Raw genomic sequence first — 17131 nt, forward strand, 5'->3', positions numbered from 1 at the left:
CAGTGCGGGTGTCTTGTCGCGTTAGGCGTAGAAACACCGATGCCGGTGTCGGGGTGGTCCTGACGGGTGCGGGACGTCGGTTGGAGGATCGGTACGGCTTCGCGGCCAGGGCCGCTCCTACGTGGAGCGGGCCACTGGTGCCGTTTTTCCTGCGCAGGCCGCCGCGTGGCTGCGGGCCCGGGCGATCACGGCGCGGTGGTTGGTGCCGGCTTCTGGTCGGCCGGACGGGCCTTGCTCTGCGCGATGAAGGCGCGCACCTGCTGTTCCAGCACCGGCAAGGTCACCGAGCCCTGGCGCAGCACCATGTCGTGGAAGGCCTTGATGTCGAAGCGCTCGCCCAGCGCCTGTTCGGCTTCGGCGCGCAGTTTGACGATGGCGATCTCGCCGAGCTTGTAGCTCAGCGCCTGCGCCGGCCAGGAGATGTAGCGGTCCACCTCGGTGGTGACTTCGTGCTCGCTCAGCGCGGTGTGGTCGCGCAGGTAGGCCAGCGCCTGGTCGCGGCTCCAGCCGTCGTGATGCACACCGGTGTCGATCACCAGCCGGCAGGCGCGCCACATCTCATAAGTGAGCCGGCCGAACTCTTCGTACGGCGTCTCGTAGATGCCCATCTCCTGGCCGAGTTTTTCGGTGTACAGCGCCCAGCCTTCGCCATAGGCGGAGATGTAGTTTTCGCGGCGAAAGGCCGGCTGCTCGCCCTGTTCCAGCGCTAGTGAGCCTTGCAGCGAGTGGCCGGGCGAAGATTCGTGCAGGGTGAGCGCGGGCAGGTTGTACAGCGGTCGCGACGGCAGGTTGTAGGTGTTGACCCAATAGGTGGTGGCGCCGCCGCGCCCGGCGGTCCAGAACGGGGCGATATCGTCCGGCACCGGCTTGATGGTGAAGCGCCCGCGCGGCAGCGTGCCGATGAACTTGCCCACCTGCCCGTCCACGCGTTTGGAAATCCACGCGGCGCGGTCCAGCAACTCCTGCGGAGTCTTGGCATAGAACTGCGGATCGGTGCGCAGGAAGGTCAAAAACTGCGCAAAGCTGCCCTTGAAACCAACCTGTTGGATGATTGCGTTCATTTGGGTCTGGATGCGCGCCACCTCGTCCAGGCCAATCTGGTGGATCTGGTCCGGGGTGAGATCCAGCGTGGTGTATTCGCGGATCTGCTGGCGATAAAACGCCTTGCCGTCGGGCATGGCTTCGGCGGCCAGGGTGGTGCGCGCCTTGGGCACGTAGTCGTTGCGGAAGAAAGTCAGCAACCTGGCGTACGCCGGGATCACCGCGCCGCTCACGGCCGCCTTGGCCTGCGCGCGCAGCTGCGCCTGCTCGGCGGCGGGGATCTGCGCGGGCAGCTGCTTGAACGGTGCGTAGAAGGTGGACTCGGTGGGGTCGCTCACTTGCGCCACGGTGGCGATGGAGCCATCGCGCCCGTCCAGCACCGCGCGCGGCACGCTGAAGCCGCGGGCCAGGCCGGCGCGCATGTTGGCGACCTGCTGGTCGAAATAGCGCGGCACGTCATTGAGGCGGGCGATGTAGGCGCGGTATTCGGCGGCGGTCTTCATTGGCCGCTGCGCCATGAAGCCCAGGTTGGACCAGAACGAGCTGTCCGAATTGAACGGCATCTCGTAGGCGCGCAGGCGCACTTCGGCGGCGAGGTTTTCCACCTGCGGGCGGTAGATGGCGTAGTTGACCTGGTTGGCCGGGGAGAGCGTGGCCGGGTCGATGCCGTCCAGCTGCTTGAGCACGCCGTCCCAGACCGCCAGGCGCGCCTGCTGCGCGGCCGGGCCAACGTCGGGCAGGCGGGTGTTGTCGCCGGTGGTGTCGGTGTCTTCGTCGGCCTGGCCGGTCTCGGCCTGCCGCCATGCCCATTCTTTCTCGTAGATGGCGCGGAAGCGCGCATCGGCTGGCGCTTCGGCGCGCAGCGTGGACGGCGCGTTGGCCGCTACCGGTGGCGCGGCATCGGCGCTGAAGGACAGGCCCAGCAGGGCGAACGAAAGTGCGGCGGCAAGGGGAGATGTCACGTGCGGGCAACCTGCGGTCGAATCGAACCTCCGATCTTCGCAGGCACCGGGCCGGCTGCCATGGGCCGGAAGTCCCAACGCGTGCGTCAGGCTTGCGGCTGGGCTTGCTTCATCTCATGCAGCGCAGCGTGAGGGGTTACCCCAGATCAGTCCTTGTGCACCACCACCAGGTGGCGCTCGCCCTCCAGGCCGGGCACCTGCAACGGATGCACCTCGCCAACGCGCCAGCCGGCGGGCAATGCGGCGATTTCCTCGTGCGGGTAGACGCCCTTCATCGCCAGCAGGCTGCCGCCTGGGCGCAGCAGATGCCCGCCAACGGCGATGATGCCGGCCAGCGTATCCAGCGCGCGGGCGGTGAGATGGTCGTAGGCGGCCGGTTCGTCCACGGCTTCGGCACGCGCCTCGGCCACGCGGGCATTGCCCAACGCCAGGTGCCGCAGCGCCTCGCGCATGAAGCGCGCTTTCTTGCCGTTGCTTTCCACCAGCGTCACCTGCAGCTGCGGGCGGGTGATCGCCAGCGGGATGCCGGGCAGCCCGGGGCCGGTGCCCAGATCGGCCAGCGTGCCGCTGACGATGTAGGGCTGCATGGCCAGCGAATCGAGCAGATGGCGGGTGACCATCTCGCGCGGGTCGCGCACGGCGGTGAGGTTGTAGGTCTTGTTCCAGCGCACTAGCAGCGTCAGGTAACGCAGCAGCGGCGCGGCAAAGTCCGCATCCAGGGATTGGGCCTGCAGGCCGTTGGCCAGTGCGGCAGAGACATCGGGGGGAAGCGCAGCATCGTTCATGCCGCGATTATCGCAGCTGGGTGGCGTGCAGGTGCGTGGGTGCCGCGCTTGGTGGCGATGCGCGGCACGTGGGCGCGTGGGCAGGAAGCCGTCGTACTTGAGCTTGCCCGGCACGGAACGTCCAGGCTCGGCGATATCGCAGGACCTGCAATCACCACGATAGCCGCCGCTGCACCGGCTCATGCGCATCGCTGTGGGCGGGATCATCCGCCGCGGTGGCACGCCCCGTATCCACCATCCGCACTCGATGACGCGCGCAAGCCTGCGCCGGCAGCGACAGCACTGCCGCTGCCATTGAACGGACATCCGCCCGTCGCACTATGGTCGCGCTCGCCAGATTGCCTGTGTGCCCATGTCCTCGATCGACCCGTCTTCCGCATCGCCCCTGCCCGGCCCCGACAACGCAACCACCCAAGTGGATCACGGCCGCCGGCGCATTCTCATCGCCAGCGCCGGGCTGGCGACTGCCGGGGTGCTCAGCCCGTTCGCACGCGCAAGCGGCAACCCGGATCCGTTCACCCTGGGCGTGGCCGCTGGCGACCCGCTGGCCGACGGCTTTGTCATATGGACCAGGCTGGCACCGCGCCCGCTGGACCCGGATGGACACGGCGGGCTGACCGCACCGGTGCGTGTGCGCTGGCAGGTGGCCAGCGATCCGGGCATGCGCCGCATCGTGCGTCAGGGCGAGACCATGGCCAGCCCGGCCTGGGGTCATGCGGTGCATGTGGAGGTCGCCGGCCTGGCCGCCGACCGTCCGTACTGGTACTGCTTCCAGGCGCTGGGCGCGCGTAGCGCCATCGGCACCGCACGCACCTTGCCGGCGCCGCATCAATTACCGGCGGCTGCGCGACTGGGCTTTGTGTCCTGCTCGCACTGGGAGCTGGGCTACTTCAGCGCCTACCGCCATCTGGCTGCCGAGCAACCGGACCTGGTGTTCTTCCTCGGCGATTACATCTACGAATACAGCAATCACGGCGAGGCGGCGGCCAAGATCGTGCGCCCGCACGGCAGCGGCGAATGCCTGGACCTGGCCGGCTATCGCAACCGCTACGCGCTGTACCGCACCGATCCCGATCTGCAGGCACTGCACGCCGGCAGCGCTTGCGTGGCGACCTGGGACGACCATGAGGTGCAGAACGACTACGCCAATCGCTGGTCGCAGGATCCGTCGATTGCAGTCGACACCTTCCTGGCCCGACGCGCGGCCGCCTACGGCGCCTTTTACGAGCATTTCCCGCTGCGCGCGCGCAATCGCCCAAATGGCGCGGACATGCGCATCTACCGGTCGCTGGACTACGGCCAGCTGGCGCGTTTCTACGTGCTCGATGGCCGCCAGTACCGCAGCGAACAACCCTGCCCGCAAGCCAACGGTTGGCGTGGCGGCCACGTGGTGGACGACAGCTGCCGCGAACGCACCGACCCACGCCGCACCATGCTCGGCTGGGAACAGGAGCGTTGGCTGCATGGCGCCTTTGCGCAGTCGCCTGCACGCTGGAACGTGATCGCACAGGATCTATTGGTGGCACCGATGAACCAACACGGCCGCGACGGCGTGCTCGGCCACTGGACCGACGGCTGGGACGGCTACCCGGCCACGCGTACGCGCATGCTCGAGGCGATCGCCACGACCCGGCTACGCAACCCGGTGTTCTGGGGCGGCGACATCCATTCGTACTGGGTCACCGATCTGAAGGCCGATCCGGCCGACCCCGACTCGCCGACGCTGGCCACCGAATTCGTCGGCACCTCAATCACCTCCGACGGCCAAAGCAACGCCGAGCTGCAAGCCACCATGGCGCTCAATCCGCAGGTGCACTACGCCGAGGGCGAGACGCGCGGCTATGTCTCGGTGACACTGACCCCGGGCCGGATGGAAACGCGCCTGCAAGGCATCTCCGATCGCCGCGACCGCCAGGCCACGGTCTCGACGTTGAAGCGCTTTGTGGTCGAAGACGGCAAGGCGGGGGCAGTGGAGGCGTGATCAACTATAAATATCTGTATCGACAAGATCATGGGCCAGGGTTGATCCATGCCTTCGAGCTCGCCCCTGTGCCGTCAATTCGCCCGGCGAATTCGACTCTGATTCGCAACGCTGTTGAGGACCTCCTCGGAGAAGACTTCGAGGGGAGTTTTGAATCCGAGTATCTTGCGTGGGCGATTGTAGAGTCGCTGCTCGATCCATCGCAGGTGCGCATCGGTGATGCGTGCTGAAATCGGTCTGTCGTGGCAAGTACTGGCGAGTCGACCCGTTGGCATTTTTTTGCTGCCTCGCTGCCATGCGCAGTACGGATCTGCAAAATAGAAATCGCTCTGCAGGCAGGCAGCTATGAGCTGATGATCGTCGAACTCCTTGCCGTTGTCGGCGGTGAGGGTGTGCACTGTATGGCCTAGGCCATACAGCCGCTGGACGATGGCGTTGCGCACGTTCTCGGCGGTGCCGTCAGGCGAGTAAGCCAGCAGATGCAGGCGACTGCGGCGTTCGGTCATGCTGGCCACCACGGCCTTTCTGTATGAGGCCCGGAGGGTATCCAGCTCCCAGTCGCCGATGGGGCTTCGCTGCTCCACCACGCTTGGGCGCCGTGTCCAGCTGTGCCGATGCGTCAGCTGCCCGAGGCCATCGCGCACGCCCCGCCGACGGCGGTTGCGGCGGCGCCTGCGTAGATGCGTGAACAACTGACCACCGCGCTTCTGGTCGGCGTAGATTTGCCAATAGATCCATTCGTGACTGGCCAAGCCGGTGCGACCGGCAATCTGTTCCGGACTGAAATCCTCGCTCAGCAGGCCCTCGATCTGGCAGATGCGCTCAGCGTCGATGCGTAGACGCCGGCTGGCCTGCGTGCGCCGATGCTCGCTGATGCGCTGCGCGTGCTCTGGCAGATACTGCCGAGCGTGCTAGTTGCGGCGCAGTTCGCGGCTGATCGTGCTGGGTGCACGCTCCAACGCATCGGCGATGGCCCGCATCGACATGCCGGTTTCATACAACGCATGTGGAGGGTATCGTTCTAGCAGGCCCAGGCGGCTGGATGACATGGGCAACTCCACTTGGCGGTGAAGTGGTTCAGGTCAGGTCGCCTGGGCCACTTCACAACCGTTGGTGTCGCGATCCAGAGCTGAAGCCGTCGGCCATATGGTTCACATTAAGGATATAGCCTAGCTAAATAAAGTTTAGAAATTATCTCACCCTAGTTGAGCCAATTTCAGACTTCCATTATCAAGATTTGACCATCGCGCACGCAGCACCTTAGTCACTGTCTCACGGCCCCCCTCTAAATTGACTAGGAACTCAAGACTTTCCTTTTGGATACGCAATTCATTTTGCATGAGCTGACTTCCACAAACCATGCCCTCTAGGCGAGGATCATTAGGATCAATATCCTCTTGAAATTGAACAAATAAATCAACAGTGTCCCTGGATAAAGATGCCACATCAATGAGATGCATTGCTGTCGGGCTTGCTGTTGCATTTATAGTTATCGCTGTTGCTGCAGCAGCATCAAGTGCGGCGGATGTGTATATCGAAGTAAAATCTTCTGTATCAGGCGCCTGCTTCTCACAAGCTTTTACTAGGGTAGCCGCATCCTCATTTAACTTACCGAATTCAATCCATTCCCAAATATAGTCTAAGGAATTCCTTAATACCGACGCATCACCAAACTCGGTCTCTTTGCTGAAATCAACGTAATTAGGAAACATTCTTTCACAACAATAGGTCATAAAAGCTATGCGCCTCCAATCCGGCATGCCATTTATCCACAGCAAAATTTTTGTCTCGTTGAAAATTTCCACTTTCAGCCTTTATTTATCTTTAATCGGAATTTCTAATTTTTTCATTGCTTCCTGGCATCCTGGGCATGCCGTTCGACTTGGCGAGACGCTTGTTGGTGTCAATCCCATATCTCTAGCGGCATTGACTCCGTTCACCTCCGCGTGCGTGCGTGCGGCGCCTTTTCCAGCCACCTCGCCAACTTGTAGGGCTGCACGCTGTGCTGGACGCAACCTCCCTTCGCTTGAAGTTACAACGCGAACGCCTTCCGCCGTCTCTGTTACAGCAGTCGTGACTTTGGACTGAGTTATAGGTTTCAGTGCGCCCTGGATTTCCCTTGCCCTGGTGAGGGCGCTTACTGCTTCAGCAGACTTCGCAACAACCCCACCTACGCCTGCAGCCGCTCCACCAGGACCATCACCAAACTGCGATAGGAACAGGTCTAAAGCAACGTTAAGTGTAATAGCGGCATGCTCACCCTGTGCTTGGTGGAAGTCATTGATAACAGCTGGGTCGCTGGAACCAAGTTTATTTTCCGATGGTATTGTTTGCCTTCCATCCGGATCAGTGAACCGATACGGATTGTCGTTAGCATACCAATAGCGATTAAAAGCCCCTAAAGGATTTCCATGAGCCATCACAGGATCAACTGAAAGAAGTCTTCCAACCTGTGGATCGTAATACCGCTGCTGCATATAACTCAGCCCGGTCGCCGAGTCCGCTACATGCCCGGTAAACCCAGGTCCGTCCACTGCCGCCTTGTTGACCATGCCGCCATACGGCTCATACACCGTCCGCTCGATCACATTGCCTGCGGCATCGGTGATCGCCACCGGTGAGCCCAAGGCGTCGGTGTGGATGTACTCCACCGTTTCGGCAAGACCTGCAGCCGGCCAGGCCAATGCCAACAGCAGCGCCGCACGACGCATGATTCTCTTCAGCATCCTGGCATCCTCATTCCATCTCGCCCTGGGTCACCGGGAATGGTGGGCTCGACCATGCCGAACAACCACCGGCGTTGCAGGCGCGCACCGTGTACTCGTAGGCGCAGTAGGCATTGCCGTTGGCACTGACATAGGTGCTGGGGCCGGTGTAAAGCGCATTGCCGCCACTGCTCTGCAATTGGTACTCCACTGCATCGGCGACCGCAGACCAACCGGCTTCGCACCAGACCTGCACCGGCGCGGTGCGCGTACTCAGCCAGTTCGCTGTCTGCATGACCGGCGTCGCCGGTGGCGGAGAGACCGTCACCGTGACAATGCCCGAGGTCGGTCCGCAGCCGGCCATGTTGCAGGCCCTGGCCCGGTAGCCGTAGCTGCCCTTGCCTTTGCTGGTGTCGAAGCTGGTGGCAGCGCCCGCATACACCTGCACCCATCCTGCGCCATTGCTGTCTTCTTCCAGCTGGAAGCTCTCGCTGCCGGATGGAGTGCTCCAACTCACCGTGTACGCGTTACCCGGCACCAGCGAGGGGGCCGACACTGAGGGCTCCAGAGTGGGCGGGGCGACAACCTGCACCGCGACAGCGCCGGACCAGTTGCCGCACCCGGCACGATTGCAGGCCGCCACCCGGTAGCCGTAATCGCCTGCAGTGCGGGCACCGGTCTCGAAGGCCTGTTGGGGGCCCTCCTGCAGCGTGGACCACGCTCCACCATTGGCACTTTCCTGCAGCACATAGTGAGAGGCCGCGCCTACAGCCGACCAGCTGACGGCAAAGCCGCTCTGGGTGGCACGGGCAGGAGCACTCGTCGCGGGCGCACTGTCGGGCGGGTACACCACATTGACACTGGCGCTGGCGGAATAGGACGTACAGCCGATGGGATTGCAGGCGCGTACCCGATAGCTGTATATCCCCGCCGCGCGTGCTGCAAAAGCCCTGGACAACTCTGCACCGGTGTAGTTTGGGCTCCAGGCACCATCGGCAACGCTTTCTTCCAATTCATACCCGGTTGCACCCGAAGCGGCGGACCAGGCGATGCTGTAGTTGCCGTTGTCGCCAAACTGAGGCACCGACAGGCTGGGCACGGTCGACGGTGGCAGCTCGATTGCCACTGTGGCGATATTGCTCCAGCCTCCACAGCTGTCGCGGCATGCACGGACGCGATACTGGAAGCTGCCAGTCGATTTCCCGGTGACGGTGAAAGTCAGCGCGCTTGCGTTGTAGATGCCTGTCCAGCTTCCGCCGCTGGCCGCTTCCTCCAGTTCGTAACGGGTTGCCGCGCCCACTGCGTTCCAGGTCAACGCGTAGTCGCCCTGATTGACGTAACCCGGGCCGCTCAAAGCCGGAACATTCGGGGTCACGCTGCCCGACACCTGCGCCACCAGACTGCCGTTGAGCTGGATGTAGTCCACGTCCTTGCCGGTGCGCTCATTGCGCTGCTGCCGCAGGACACCGGCATTGTCGTAGAACGAGTAGATCGCGCCGCTGGCGGAGGCCTGAGCGCGGATACGCCTTCCCTGCGCATCGTATTGATAGGCCTCCACTGCACCGACCTGACGCAGGCGGTTACCGTAGTCGAAATCGTAGGTCACGCCGTTGCGATTGTTCAAATTGCCCTGCACGTCGTAGCTCAATCCGACCAGCGTCGCTCCGCCGACGGCATCGACCACGTTGGTCAGGCGATTGTTGCCATCGTAAACATGCATGCGATCACGCGTTCCCACTTTGGCCGCCTGCAGGTTGTCCAAGGCGTCGTAGTTGTAGCTGGCGTCACCAAAAGCAGCCGAGGTTACGGTTTTCAACCGATCCAGGCCGTCGTAGGTCATGTCGCGGCTGGTGTTGCCGCCCGTTACGCCATCGCTGATGGCCATCACATTACCCACCGCATCATAGTCATAGCCATCGTCGAGCACCGCAGTGCCACCGGCCAGATCGGTACTGCGATCGGGGAGACCACGCACGTTCTGTCCCAATGTATGCACCACGCCATTGCCGTAGAGGAACCGCGACATGCCGCCGTTGGCGTAGTAGGTCACCTCGCTGGCAAAGTTGCCGGCACGGGTCGGTCGGCCCAATGCATCCGGCGCATAGTCCACGACACGCCCGCTCGGGTAGGTATGGCCCGACAGTGCGCCATTGGCATCGTAGGCATAGTTCATGCTCCTGAGCCCGAGTTCGGCGTGCTGCTGAGACTCCTGAACCAGCAGGCGTCGGCGGTTGTACTGGTAGCTGTTGATCACCGGCAACGCGTCGCTGGTATTGGACGTGCTGATGGAGGCAGGCAGGCCGTCTGGGGTGTAGGACCAATCCTGATCTCCCCGACCATCAGGAAAGCGCAGTTGAAACAAGCGATTGCGCGCATCGTAGTTGCGCACCACGACACGCCCACTCGCTTGCGCCGCTTCGGTATCGCACTGGGTCGCGCTGGTCAGGGCGGTGCCCGATGCAGACCAGGCAAGATTGCCGGCTGCATCGTAGTCCTGCACGGTGGCGCCGGATTCTGGCTCGATGGTCTTGCACAGCTGGCGATACCCATCGTAGACATAGCGACGGGCCAGCTGCTGGCTGCCATCCCCGTTACGCCGGTTGATCGAGAGTGGAGTTCCGAGCGCATCGCGCTGGATCTCGGTAATCACGTCTTCGGGTTGGGAAATCGTCAGCGGCATCTCGTACTCCGGCCCGGTATAGGCAAGATGCCGGGTCGTGGTGGAAAGACCTCGCGGATTGGTCACGCGGACGCTGAGATCGCCGATGTACTCGGTCGTGGTAACGAGCGGCCAGAGTTCCGATGCCTGCGTCATGCTGATCGGACGCCCAAGCGCATCGTATGTATAGGAAGTGCCTGAGAGTGCCTGGTTGACGTCGTTCACTGCACGCGACGGATACGAGGTAAACGCCTTCTGGCCAGTGACGTCATAGCGAGTGACCACGGCGCTATCGGTCTGCCCTTGTGCCACCTCCGCAGCCATTACTGGGCGAAATAACGCATCCAGATAGGTCTGGGTTGTGTGCCCGCCCTGCGTGCGGCTGTGCAGCCAATGCCCGGCAGGCAGGCCGAGATTGGCTGCCTCCATGCGTTGCAGCGCAAAGCTCACTGCATTCCATGCCGTGCTGTCGCCTTGCGGATATTGGATCGACGCCAATCTCCCCATGCCGTCATAGGTATAGTTGGTAGTGAACCCGTTCTCATCGGTAAGTGCGGCAATCCATCCGTTGTCGTCGATCACCACCGATCGCGTCGCGCCATTGGGCGCTTCAGCAGTGCCGGGAAACTTGATTTGCTGCGGTACACCGAACTTCCAACCACTGAGCAGGGTTGCATTGCCACGCCCATCACTAACGCTGGCGACCGTTCCATCAGCGGCGTAGCCCACACTCTGGGCAAGTCGCCCAAACGCATAGAAACGCACTGGCAACCCACTTGCAGTATCAAACTCGGCGCGGCTGCGCTGGATATCGCCGACGGTCTCTTGCTGGTCCTGTCCCAACAACCACAACCCAGCGTCGTCGTAGTAGGCCTTGGAGGTAGTTCTGCTCTGGCCGGCAGAGTTCGACTCCACTGCAGATCTCTCGCGGGCAAAAGCATCGAAAGCTGTAATCTGCCGGACAAACTGCACACCATCCTGGGTTGTGCTGGTGCTCTGCACGGGCCGGTTGCCATGCGACATGATCTCGTCACTGCCATAAACATAACTGGTACCAGCCAATGCCGGAAACGGTGCGTCTGCAAGCTGCGACTCTGCAACGTAACTGGTGGTCTCCACTTTGACATTGACATCGTTGCGCGTGGTCACTACGCCCAGCAACCGCCCATCGTTGTAGCGGACTTCCTTGCCGAACTCGTAACGCTTGACCGTGCCGTCGGGTTCGGTTTCCACGGTGAATTTGTGTTCTGCGCTGCCTACCGGATACAACGGCCAGCTATCCACCGTGACGTCGCGATCGTAGCGCCCACCTAAATTGAGATAGTCGTACTGCCATTGAGCAGTCGGCAGCGCAGGGCCGCTGATGGTCTTGGATTTGAGAGTGTAGGCGCCGCGATACAGCGGCGTCTGGTTCCATCCATCCTCCAGCGTGGCGCTTTCCCCGTTTTCCTGACAATCGAAACGCACACCCATCCGACCGTGTCGGATCGGGCGCAGGCTAAACGTTGCGACTGCTCCAGAAGGATGGTTGACGGTATAGATCGCTTCGTTGTCGAGGAGGATCCCCATTTTGGCGCACAGATCCATGCGTACCCGATAATTGGACTCCGGCTCGTCCTGGGTTTGCCGCTGCTTGTATAGCAATGCCGGTGGCGCGATCGCATAGCCCCACGCTGTTCCATCCGGCAAAGTGACCGAGATCAGCCGGGAAGTAGTGCTGTCGTACTGGTAGCTCCACTGGCGCGTACCGCTGGTCATACTGGCGACACGCCCCGCGTTGTCGTAGCCGAGCACAATGCTACGTCCATCGTTGGCATGGATACGCTGCAGCTGCGCGCCACTCCATTCGTAGCGAACCCAGTTGCCGAAGCGGTCGACGACCTGGCTCGGATACAGAAAGACCTTGTTGCGGCGAAGCACCGCATGCGTATCTGCCCCAAGGGTTTGCTTATGTGCCTGGTCGTTATGGTCGCGCACCACCATCCAATCGAAGTAATACTTGCTACCGTCGGGCGCATGCCCCACGAAGCCCTGCCCTGCCTGTCCGCTCTTCAAGGCACCCAGGCATGAGAAGAACCAGCCGTCCTTGGTATTCCAGCGCACAGCCTCGGTAAACGTCGGCCTGACCTCGCGCGCATCTCCTGATGCACCAAGCAGTTCGCCGCCTCCACCTCCGGGCAACGACAGCCGGTTGCCGTCCCAATACTCGAAATCGGCAAAATCAATATCGAGGGTTCCGCGAACATTTCGGACCGTGACAATCGGTGGTCCGCTCACACTGTCACAGCGCTGCGCAGGCGCCCAACTGCCGGCACCTGCCGTTGCCGCATCGTCTCCAAAAACGCCTGAAAGCGAAGGGATATCCAGCTCCCAGTCGCCAAACGCAAGATTGTTTTTGGGATTACTCGGGTCGAGCCTGCGTCCGATGGACACCGGTAAACCGTTATTTCCCGTCAACGACAGCTCGGTGGCAGAGAAGGACACCGACCCGTCATAAAGATTGACCGATTCGCCAAAGATATCGCCCTTGAGCGGCTCGACCAGTTCCGCATATTTCAGCCGGTTGCCATATTCCTCATGCCAACTTGGAATCTCTGCATGCAGTATCGAAGGACAGCACGCGAGCGAGAAAATCGTCACCCCGGCTCTTGCGAAATTCCCCGCAAACAGGCGTGCAGCACCGCAAGTCCGAAGAATTTTCCAAAATTGGCCGCACTTATCATCAGACACGCCTGGCTTCCTACTCATCCCTGACCTCTGCGCTGTAGTGAATATCCACTCATGACCGCCATCCCAGCCAGTGAACCAGCTGGCGCTTCGCGCGATGACCTGTCCTTGGTGCCTCAGACGAGTCTGTTCCGCAACGGGAACACCGTCAAGAAAATTCAAAACCCAATGCACATTGAAAAAGCGAAAGACGCCCATGTAGCAGCACCTCAAGCGCTCACCACTTCATTGCCAGCAACGCAGCGCTGAGGGGTGAATTCGAAATGCTCCAATCGCGTTGCTAAGCCTGAAAGATTCGCCTAGCTATCGTCGCGCCAGACACGCGCCGGTAAGACTCATGCGCTAGATCTGGATGCCGGACCTAACTCGTCAAGGACTGCCCATGTCTGCCTCCGATCCCGCCCGCCGCCGCTTGCTGCAAGGTCTGGGTGCCGGCCTGCTGTTGCCGGCCACAGCCGGTTGGTCCACACGCACGCTGGCGGCGCCGTCCGGGCGGCCGCTGATCACCGATGGCGTGCAAAGCGGCGATGTGCAGGGGGGCCGCGCGATCTTGTGGAGCCGCTGCGATCGCCCGGCGCGGTTGCGGGTGGAATGGGATACGCGACCGAGCCTGCGCCATGCACGGCGGATCGACGGCCCGCTGGCGCTGCCCACCCAGGATTTCACCGCACGCGTGGACCTGGCCGCGCTGCCGCCGGGGCAGGACATCTTCTACCGGGTGCGCTTTGAAGATGCGCACAGCGGCGTGTTGAGCGCACCGGTGCACGGGCATCTGCGCAGCACGCCACAGGCACGCGACAACGTGCGTTTCGTATGGAGCGGCGACACCGTGGGCCAGGGCTTCGGCATCAATCCGGACATCGGTGGCATGCGCATCTATTCGGCGATGCGCGCACGCAACCCGGACTTCTTCCTGCACAGCGGCGACACCATCTATGCCGATGGCCCGGTCCCGGCCGAACTCACGGTGGAAGACGGCAAGCGCTGGCGCAATCTCACCACCGCGGCCAAGAGCAAGGTGGCCGAGACCCTGGACGAGTTTCGCGGCAATTACCGCTACAACCTGCTCGATGAAAACGTCCGTCGCTTCAATGCCGAGGTGGCGCAGGTGTGGCAATGGGACGACCACGAAACCACCAACAACTGGTCGCCCGGCAAGCAGCTGGATGCGCGTTACCAAGTGCGCGATATCGAGGTGCTGGCGGCGCGCGCACGCAAGGCCTTCCTGGAATACGCGCTGATGCGCGGCGTGCGGGCCGACGGCGATGGGCGCATCTACCGCAAGATCAGCTATGGCCCGCTGCTGGATGTGTTCGTGCTGGACATGCGCAGTTATCGCGGTGCTAACAGCGACAACCTGCAACCAACGCCCGGCGCAGATGCCGCGTTTCTCGGCCCGCAACAACTGGCCTGGCTGCAGCGCGAACTGGCCGGCTCGCGCGCGCAATGGAAAGTGATTGCCGCCGACATGCCGATCGGGTTGCAGGTTCCCGACGGCCAGGATGCGGATGGACGTGCGCGCTGGGAAGCCATTGCCAATGGCGATCCGGGCGTGCCGCGCGGCCGCGAGCAGGAAATCGCCGCATTGCTGCGTTTCATCAGCACCGCGCGCATTCGCAATACGCTTTGGCTCACCGCCGACGTGCACTACTGCGCAGCGCATTACTACCATCCGGATCAGGCCGCGTTTCAGCAGTTCGAACCGTTCTGGGAATTTGTCGCCGGCCCGCTCAATGCCGGCAGTTTCGGCCCGAATGCACTGGATGCCACCTTCGGCCCCACGGTGGTGTTCCAGAAGGCGCCGCCGGCACCGAACACCTCACCGTTGGCAGGCTTTCAGTTCTTCGGCGAGGTGGAGATCGACGGCCACAGCGGCGTGCTCACGGTGACCTTGCGCGACCTCGATGGCGTGGCGCAGTTTCGCCAGCCGATCCTGCCGCATGGTGCATTGCCGCCTCACACCGCCAACGGGTAACAGGCCAGCGCCGCGCGGCAGTCGGGCGCGGCCAGCCATTCGTGCAGCTGCCAGCGCGCAGCCTCGCCCAGCGCCGGGTCGCACCAGTGCAGCTGCAGCGCACCGGAGGCATTCGGTGCAAACGCCAACCGGTGCAGGCCGAACGATAGCCCGTGGCCATGGGCCTTCAGCAGCGCTTCCTTGGCGCACCACAGGCGAAAGAACAGCGGCTGTTGCGTCTCGGCGGGCAGCGCCGTCAGCCAGGCGATCTCGTCCGGGTGGAAGAACCGCTGCGCGATGTCCAGCAAGCGGGGGCGTTCGCGGATGCGTTCCAGATCCACACCCAGCCGCACGCCGTGGCCCAGCCCTACCAGCAGGTGATCGCCGCTGTGGCTCCAGCCGGTGTCCCACTCGGGCAAGGCCGGCTGCAAGGTGGGCCGCCCACGCGCGTCACGCTGCAGCGGCACCTGCGCCGGGTCCAGCCCCAACGCCTTGCCCAGCAATTCGCGCGCCTGCGGCTCGCCGCGCTCGCCATGCCGATGCGCACGCCGCCAGACCTGGGTGGTGCCGAATTGCCAGTGGTCCGCTTCCGCGGCTGGCTGCGTGCTGGCCTCCATCACGTGGCCTGCACCAACCCGAACCGCAGGCCGCGCCGTTCAGCGCGCTGCACAGGCGTTTCACGGCCGGCTGCGTTGAATGACGCCCACGCACCAGCTCCGGTGCGAACGAACGAGGAGAGTGGCAGCATGGGCATCATCATCTGGTTGATCGTCGGCGGGATCGTGGGTTGGCTGGCCAGCATCATCATGCGACGTGATGCGCAGCAGGGCATCATCCTCAACGTGGTGGTAGGCATCGTGGGTGCAATGATCGCCGGGTTCCTGTCTGGCAACAGCATCAACCAAGCCATCACACTCATGACATTCGTGTGGTCGTTGATCGGTGCGGTCATCCTGCTGGCCATCGTCAATCTGTTTACCCGCGGCCGCGCGCGCTGAGTCCAGCGCAGGGCTGTGAACACAACGCCCGGGCAAGCCCGGGCGTTGTTGTTTCAGCTGGCCAAGGGCTCACTGCGGCGCGACGCGATCGGCCGGGTGATGGATGCCGTCTTCCACCGGCACGGTGATGTTCAACGCGTATGGGTTGACGCCCTCCAGGCAGCCGACGTTGTAGCCGTATTCGTTGGGATTGGAACGCCGGCGGTGGTGCGTGTAGATGCCGCACACCCCACAGAAATAATGCGCGGCTGCATGCGTATTGAACTGGTACAGCCGCAACACGTCCTCGCCTTGACGCACGTGCAGGCCTTGCAGCGGCACCGACGCCACGATGGCCCCACGCCGGCGACACATCGAGCAATCGCAGCGGCGCGGATCCACCAGGCCGTGCGGCAGGTCCAGATCGATCTGCACCGCCCCGCAGTGGCAATTCAACCGATGCACGGCGCCCAGCGTGATATCGCCCACCTTGTGCGTGCTACGCCGCAAATGCCGCTCGCTCATGCGCCTGCCTCGGCCAGCCGCACCCACGCCGGCGCATGGTCGCTGGGGCGCTCCCAGGTGCGCGGTTCGCGGTCGATGCCCGCTTCCACCGCGTGGGCGCGCAGCGCATCCGACACCAACGTCAGGTCGATGCGCAGCCCCAGGTTGCGGCGGTAGGCGGCCTGGCGGTAATCCCACCAACTGAAGTGGCCGGCATCGTCGTGATGCAGGCGAAAAGCATCGTGCAGGCCCAGCGCCAGCAGCTTGTGCAGGGCGCCGCGCTCGGCGGTGGAAGTGAGGATGTGGTTGTCGCTCCACACCTCCGGCTCGTACACGTCGCGCGCGTCCGGGGCGATGTTGAAGTCGCCCAGCACCACCAGCTGCGGGTGGCGCTGCAGCTCCTGCGCGATCCAGTCGTGCACCGCCTCGAGCCAGCGCAGCTTGTAGGCGTACTTGTCGGTGCCCACGTCCTGGCCGTTGACCACATACAGATTGATGATGCGCACACCATCGACGGTGGCGGCGATGACGCGCTGCTGCACGTCATCGAACCCGGGGATGCCCATCTGCACCTCCAGCGCCGGCGAGCGCGACAGGATTGCCACGCCGTTGTAGGTCTTCTGCCCGCAGAACACGCTGCGGTAGCCCAGCGCGGCCAGTGCCGCATCCGGGAACTTGTGGTCTTCCAGCTTGGTTTCCTGGATGCCCACCACGTCCGGCGCAAAATCCGCCAGCCACTGTTGCAGGTGCGGCAGGCGCACGTTGAGCGAGTTGACGTTCCAGGAGGCAATCTTCATGGCGCGGACCGTGGTTCAAACCACCAATGGTACCGCGCC

At 63.0% G+C, this 17131-nt stretch carries 14 protein-coding genes; 4 read left to right on the plus strand and 10 right to left on the minus strand.

Features of this window, described 5'->3' with window-relative positions; all coding sequences use genetic code 11:
* Positions 1 to 185: 185 nt before the first annotated feature.
* Both ACCQ09_RS20870 and rsmG read right to left on the minus strand, forming a co-directional pair.
* On the minus strand, positions 186 to 2003 hold the full coding sequence (locus ACCQ09_RS20870) for a DUF885 domain-containing protein (RefSeq protein WP_040942061.1): 1818 nt from the start codon (positions 2001 to 2003) through the stop codon (positions 186 to 188).
* Between the two features lie 146 nt (positions 2004 to 2149).
* Positions 2150 to 2788, minus strand: a complete 639-nt coding sequence (rsmG, locus tag ACCQ09_RS20875) for a 16S rRNA (guanine(527)-N(7))-methyltransferase RsmG (RefSeq protein ID WP_040942410.1) — start codon at positions 2786 to 2788, stop codon at positions 2150 to 2152.
* 352 nt (positions 2789 to 3140) lie between these two features.
* Between rsmG and ACCQ09_RS20880 the strand changes: the two genes are divergently transcribed.
* On the plus strand, positions 3141 to 4769 hold the full coding sequence (locus ACCQ09_RS20880; protein WP_040942062.1) for an alkaline phosphatase D family protein: 1629 nt from the start codon (positions 3141 to 3143) through the stop codon (positions 4767 to 4769).
* Between the two features lie 74 nt (positions 4770 to 4843).
* Here the strand turns inward: ACCQ09_RS20880 and ACCQ09_RS20885 are convergent, their stop codons facing one another.
* From ACCQ09_RS20885 to ACCQ09_RS20905, 5 genes are all read right to left on the minus strand, one after another.
* Positions 4844 to 5665, minus strand: a complete 822-nt coding sequence (locus ACCQ09_RS20885; RefSeq protein WP_228428092.1) for an IS30 family transposase — start codon at positions 5663 to 5665, stop codon at positions 4844 to 4846.
* 15 nt (positions 5666 to 5680) lie between these two features.
* Positions 5681 to 5818, minus strand: coding sequence for a helix-turn-helix domain-containing protein (locus ACCQ09_RS20890; protein ID WP_228428062.1), 138 nt, complete (start codon positions 5816 to 5818; stop codon positions 5681 to 5683).
* A gap of 147 nt (positions 5819 to 5965) precedes the next feature.
* Positions 5966 to 6574 carry a DUF416 family protein gene (locus ACCQ09_RS20895; RefSeq protein ID WP_075272237.1) on the minus strand — a complete coding sequence of 203 codons (609 nt, stop codon included), beginning with the start codon at positions 6572 to 6574 and terminating at the stop codon, positions 5966 to 5968.
* Positions 6575 to 6583: 9 nt separating this feature from the next.
* A complete protein-coding gene (locus ACCQ09_RS20900) occupies positions 6584 to 7495 on the minus strand; it encodes an RHS repeat domain-containing protein (protein ID WP_012439585.1) in 912 nt (303 codons plus the stop codon).
* A 10-nt stretch (positions 7496 to 7505) separates the two neighbouring features.
* The gene (locus ACCQ09_RS20905) at positions 7506 to 12863 is read right to left on the minus strand and encodes an RHS repeat domain-containing protein (RefSeq protein ID WP_228428064.1); all 5358 of its coding nucleotides are present in this window, start codon (positions 12861 to 12863) and stop codon (positions 7506 to 7508) included.
* 51 nt (positions 12864 to 12914) lie between these two features.
* On the opposite strand from ACCQ09_RS20905, the gene ACCQ09_RS20910 reads away from it, so the two are divergent.
* Both ACCQ09_RS20910 and ACCQ09_RS20915 read left to right on the plus strand, forming a co-directional pair.
* The gene (locus ACCQ09_RS20910; RefSeq protein ID WP_139145260.1) at positions 12915 to 13109 is read left to right on the plus strand and encodes a hypothetical protein; all 195 of its coding nucleotides are present in this window, start codon (positions 12915 to 12917) and stop codon (positions 13107 to 13109) included.
* Positions 13110 to 13242: 133 nt separating this feature from the next.
* The gene (locus ACCQ09_RS20915; protein WP_012439587.1) at positions 13243 to 14835 is read left to right on the plus strand and encodes an alkaline phosphatase D family protein; all 1593 of its coding nucleotides are present in this window, start codon (positions 13243 to 13245) and stop codon (positions 14833 to 14835) included.
* Here ACCQ09_RS20915 and ACCQ09_RS20920 read toward each other — a convergent pair.
* On the minus strand, positions 14817 to 15431 hold the full coding sequence (locus ACCQ09_RS20920; protein ID WP_014506122.1) for a 4'-phosphopantetheinyl transferase family protein: 615 nt from the start codon (positions 15429 to 15431) through the stop codon (positions 14817 to 14819). The two genes, ACCQ09_RS20915 and ACCQ09_RS20920, sit on opposite strands and share 19 nt — an antisense overlap.
* Before the next feature lie 129 nt (positions 15432 to 15560).
* Between ACCQ09_RS20920 and ACCQ09_RS20925 the strand changes: the two genes are divergently transcribed.
* Positions 15561 to 15812, plus strand: coding sequence for a GlsB/YeaQ/YmgE family stress response membrane protein (locus ACCQ09_RS20925; RefSeq protein ID WP_011039113.1), 252 nt, complete (start codon positions 15561 to 15563; stop codon positions 15810 to 15812).
* A gap of 69 nt (positions 15813 to 15881) precedes the next feature.
* On the opposite strand, the gene ACCQ09_RS20930 is transcribed toward ACCQ09_RS20925, so the two are convergent.
* Positions 15882 to 16316 carry a GFA family protein gene (locus ACCQ09_RS20930; RefSeq protein WP_019238105.1) on the minus strand — a complete coding sequence of 145 codons (435 nt, stop codon included), beginning with the start codon at positions 16314 to 16316 and terminating at the stop codon, positions 15882 to 15884.
* A complete protein-coding gene (gene xth / locus ACCQ09_RS20935) occupies positions 16313 to 17092 on the minus strand; it encodes an exodeoxyribonuclease III (RefSeq protein WP_040942064.1) in 780 nt (259 codons plus the stop codon). Before xth ends, ACCQ09_RS20930 begins: the two co-directional genes overlap by 4 nt.
* Positions 17093 to 17131 lie beyond the last annotated feature (39 nt).

The sequence above is a fragment of the Xanthomonas sp. NCPPB 2586 genome (assembly GCF_041475775.2).
In the GTDB taxonomy this organism is placed as follows: Bacteria; Pseudomonadota; Gammaproteobacteria; order Xanthomonadales; family Xanthomonadaceae; genus Xanthomonas; species Xanthomonas campestris.

Excerpts from the sequence above, each read along its gene's own strand:
- rsmG (WP_040942410.1), bottom strand. The coding sequence starts at position 2,788 with ATGAACGATGCTGCGCTTCCCCCCGATGTCTCTGCCGCACTGGCCAAC.
- ACCQ09_RS20880 (WP_040942062.1), top strand. The coding sequence starts at position 3,141 with ATGTCCTCGATCGACCCGTCTTCCGCATCGCCCCTGCCCGGCCCCGAC.
- ACCQ09_RS20890 (WP_228428062.1), bottom strand. The coding sequence starts at position 5,818 with ATGTCATCCAGCCGCCTGGGCCTGCTAGAACGATACCCTCCACATGCG.
- ACCQ09_RS20900 (WP_012439585.1), bottom strand. The coding sequence starts at position 7,495 with ATGCTGAAGAGAATCATGCGTCGTGCGGCGCTGCTGTTGGCATTGGCC.
- ACCQ09_RS20910 (WP_139145260.1), top strand. The coding sequence starts at position 12,915 with ATGACCGCCATCCCAGCCAGTGAACCAGCTGGCGCTTCGCGCGATGAC.
- ACCQ09_RS20915 (WP_012439587.1), top strand. The coding sequence starts at position 13,243 with ATGTCTGCCTCCGATCCCGCCCGCCGCCGCTTGCTGCAAGGTCTGGGT.
- ACCQ09_RS20920 (WP_014506122.1), bottom strand. The coding sequence starts at position 15,431 with ATGGAGGCCAGCACGCAGCCAGCCGCGGAAGCGGACCACTGGCAATTC.
- ACCQ09_RS20925 (WP_011039113.1), top strand. The coding sequence starts at position 15,561 with ATGGGCATCATCATCTGGTTGATCGTCGGCGGGATCGTGGGTTGGCTG.
- ACCQ09_RS20930 (WP_019238105.1), bottom strand. The coding sequence starts at position 16,316 with ATGAGCGAGCGGCATTTGCGGCGTAGCACGCACAAGGTGGGCGATATC.
- xth (WP_040942064.1), bottom strand. The coding sequence starts at position 17,092 with ATGAAGATTGCCTCCTGGAACGTCAACTCGCTCAACGTGCGCCTGCCG.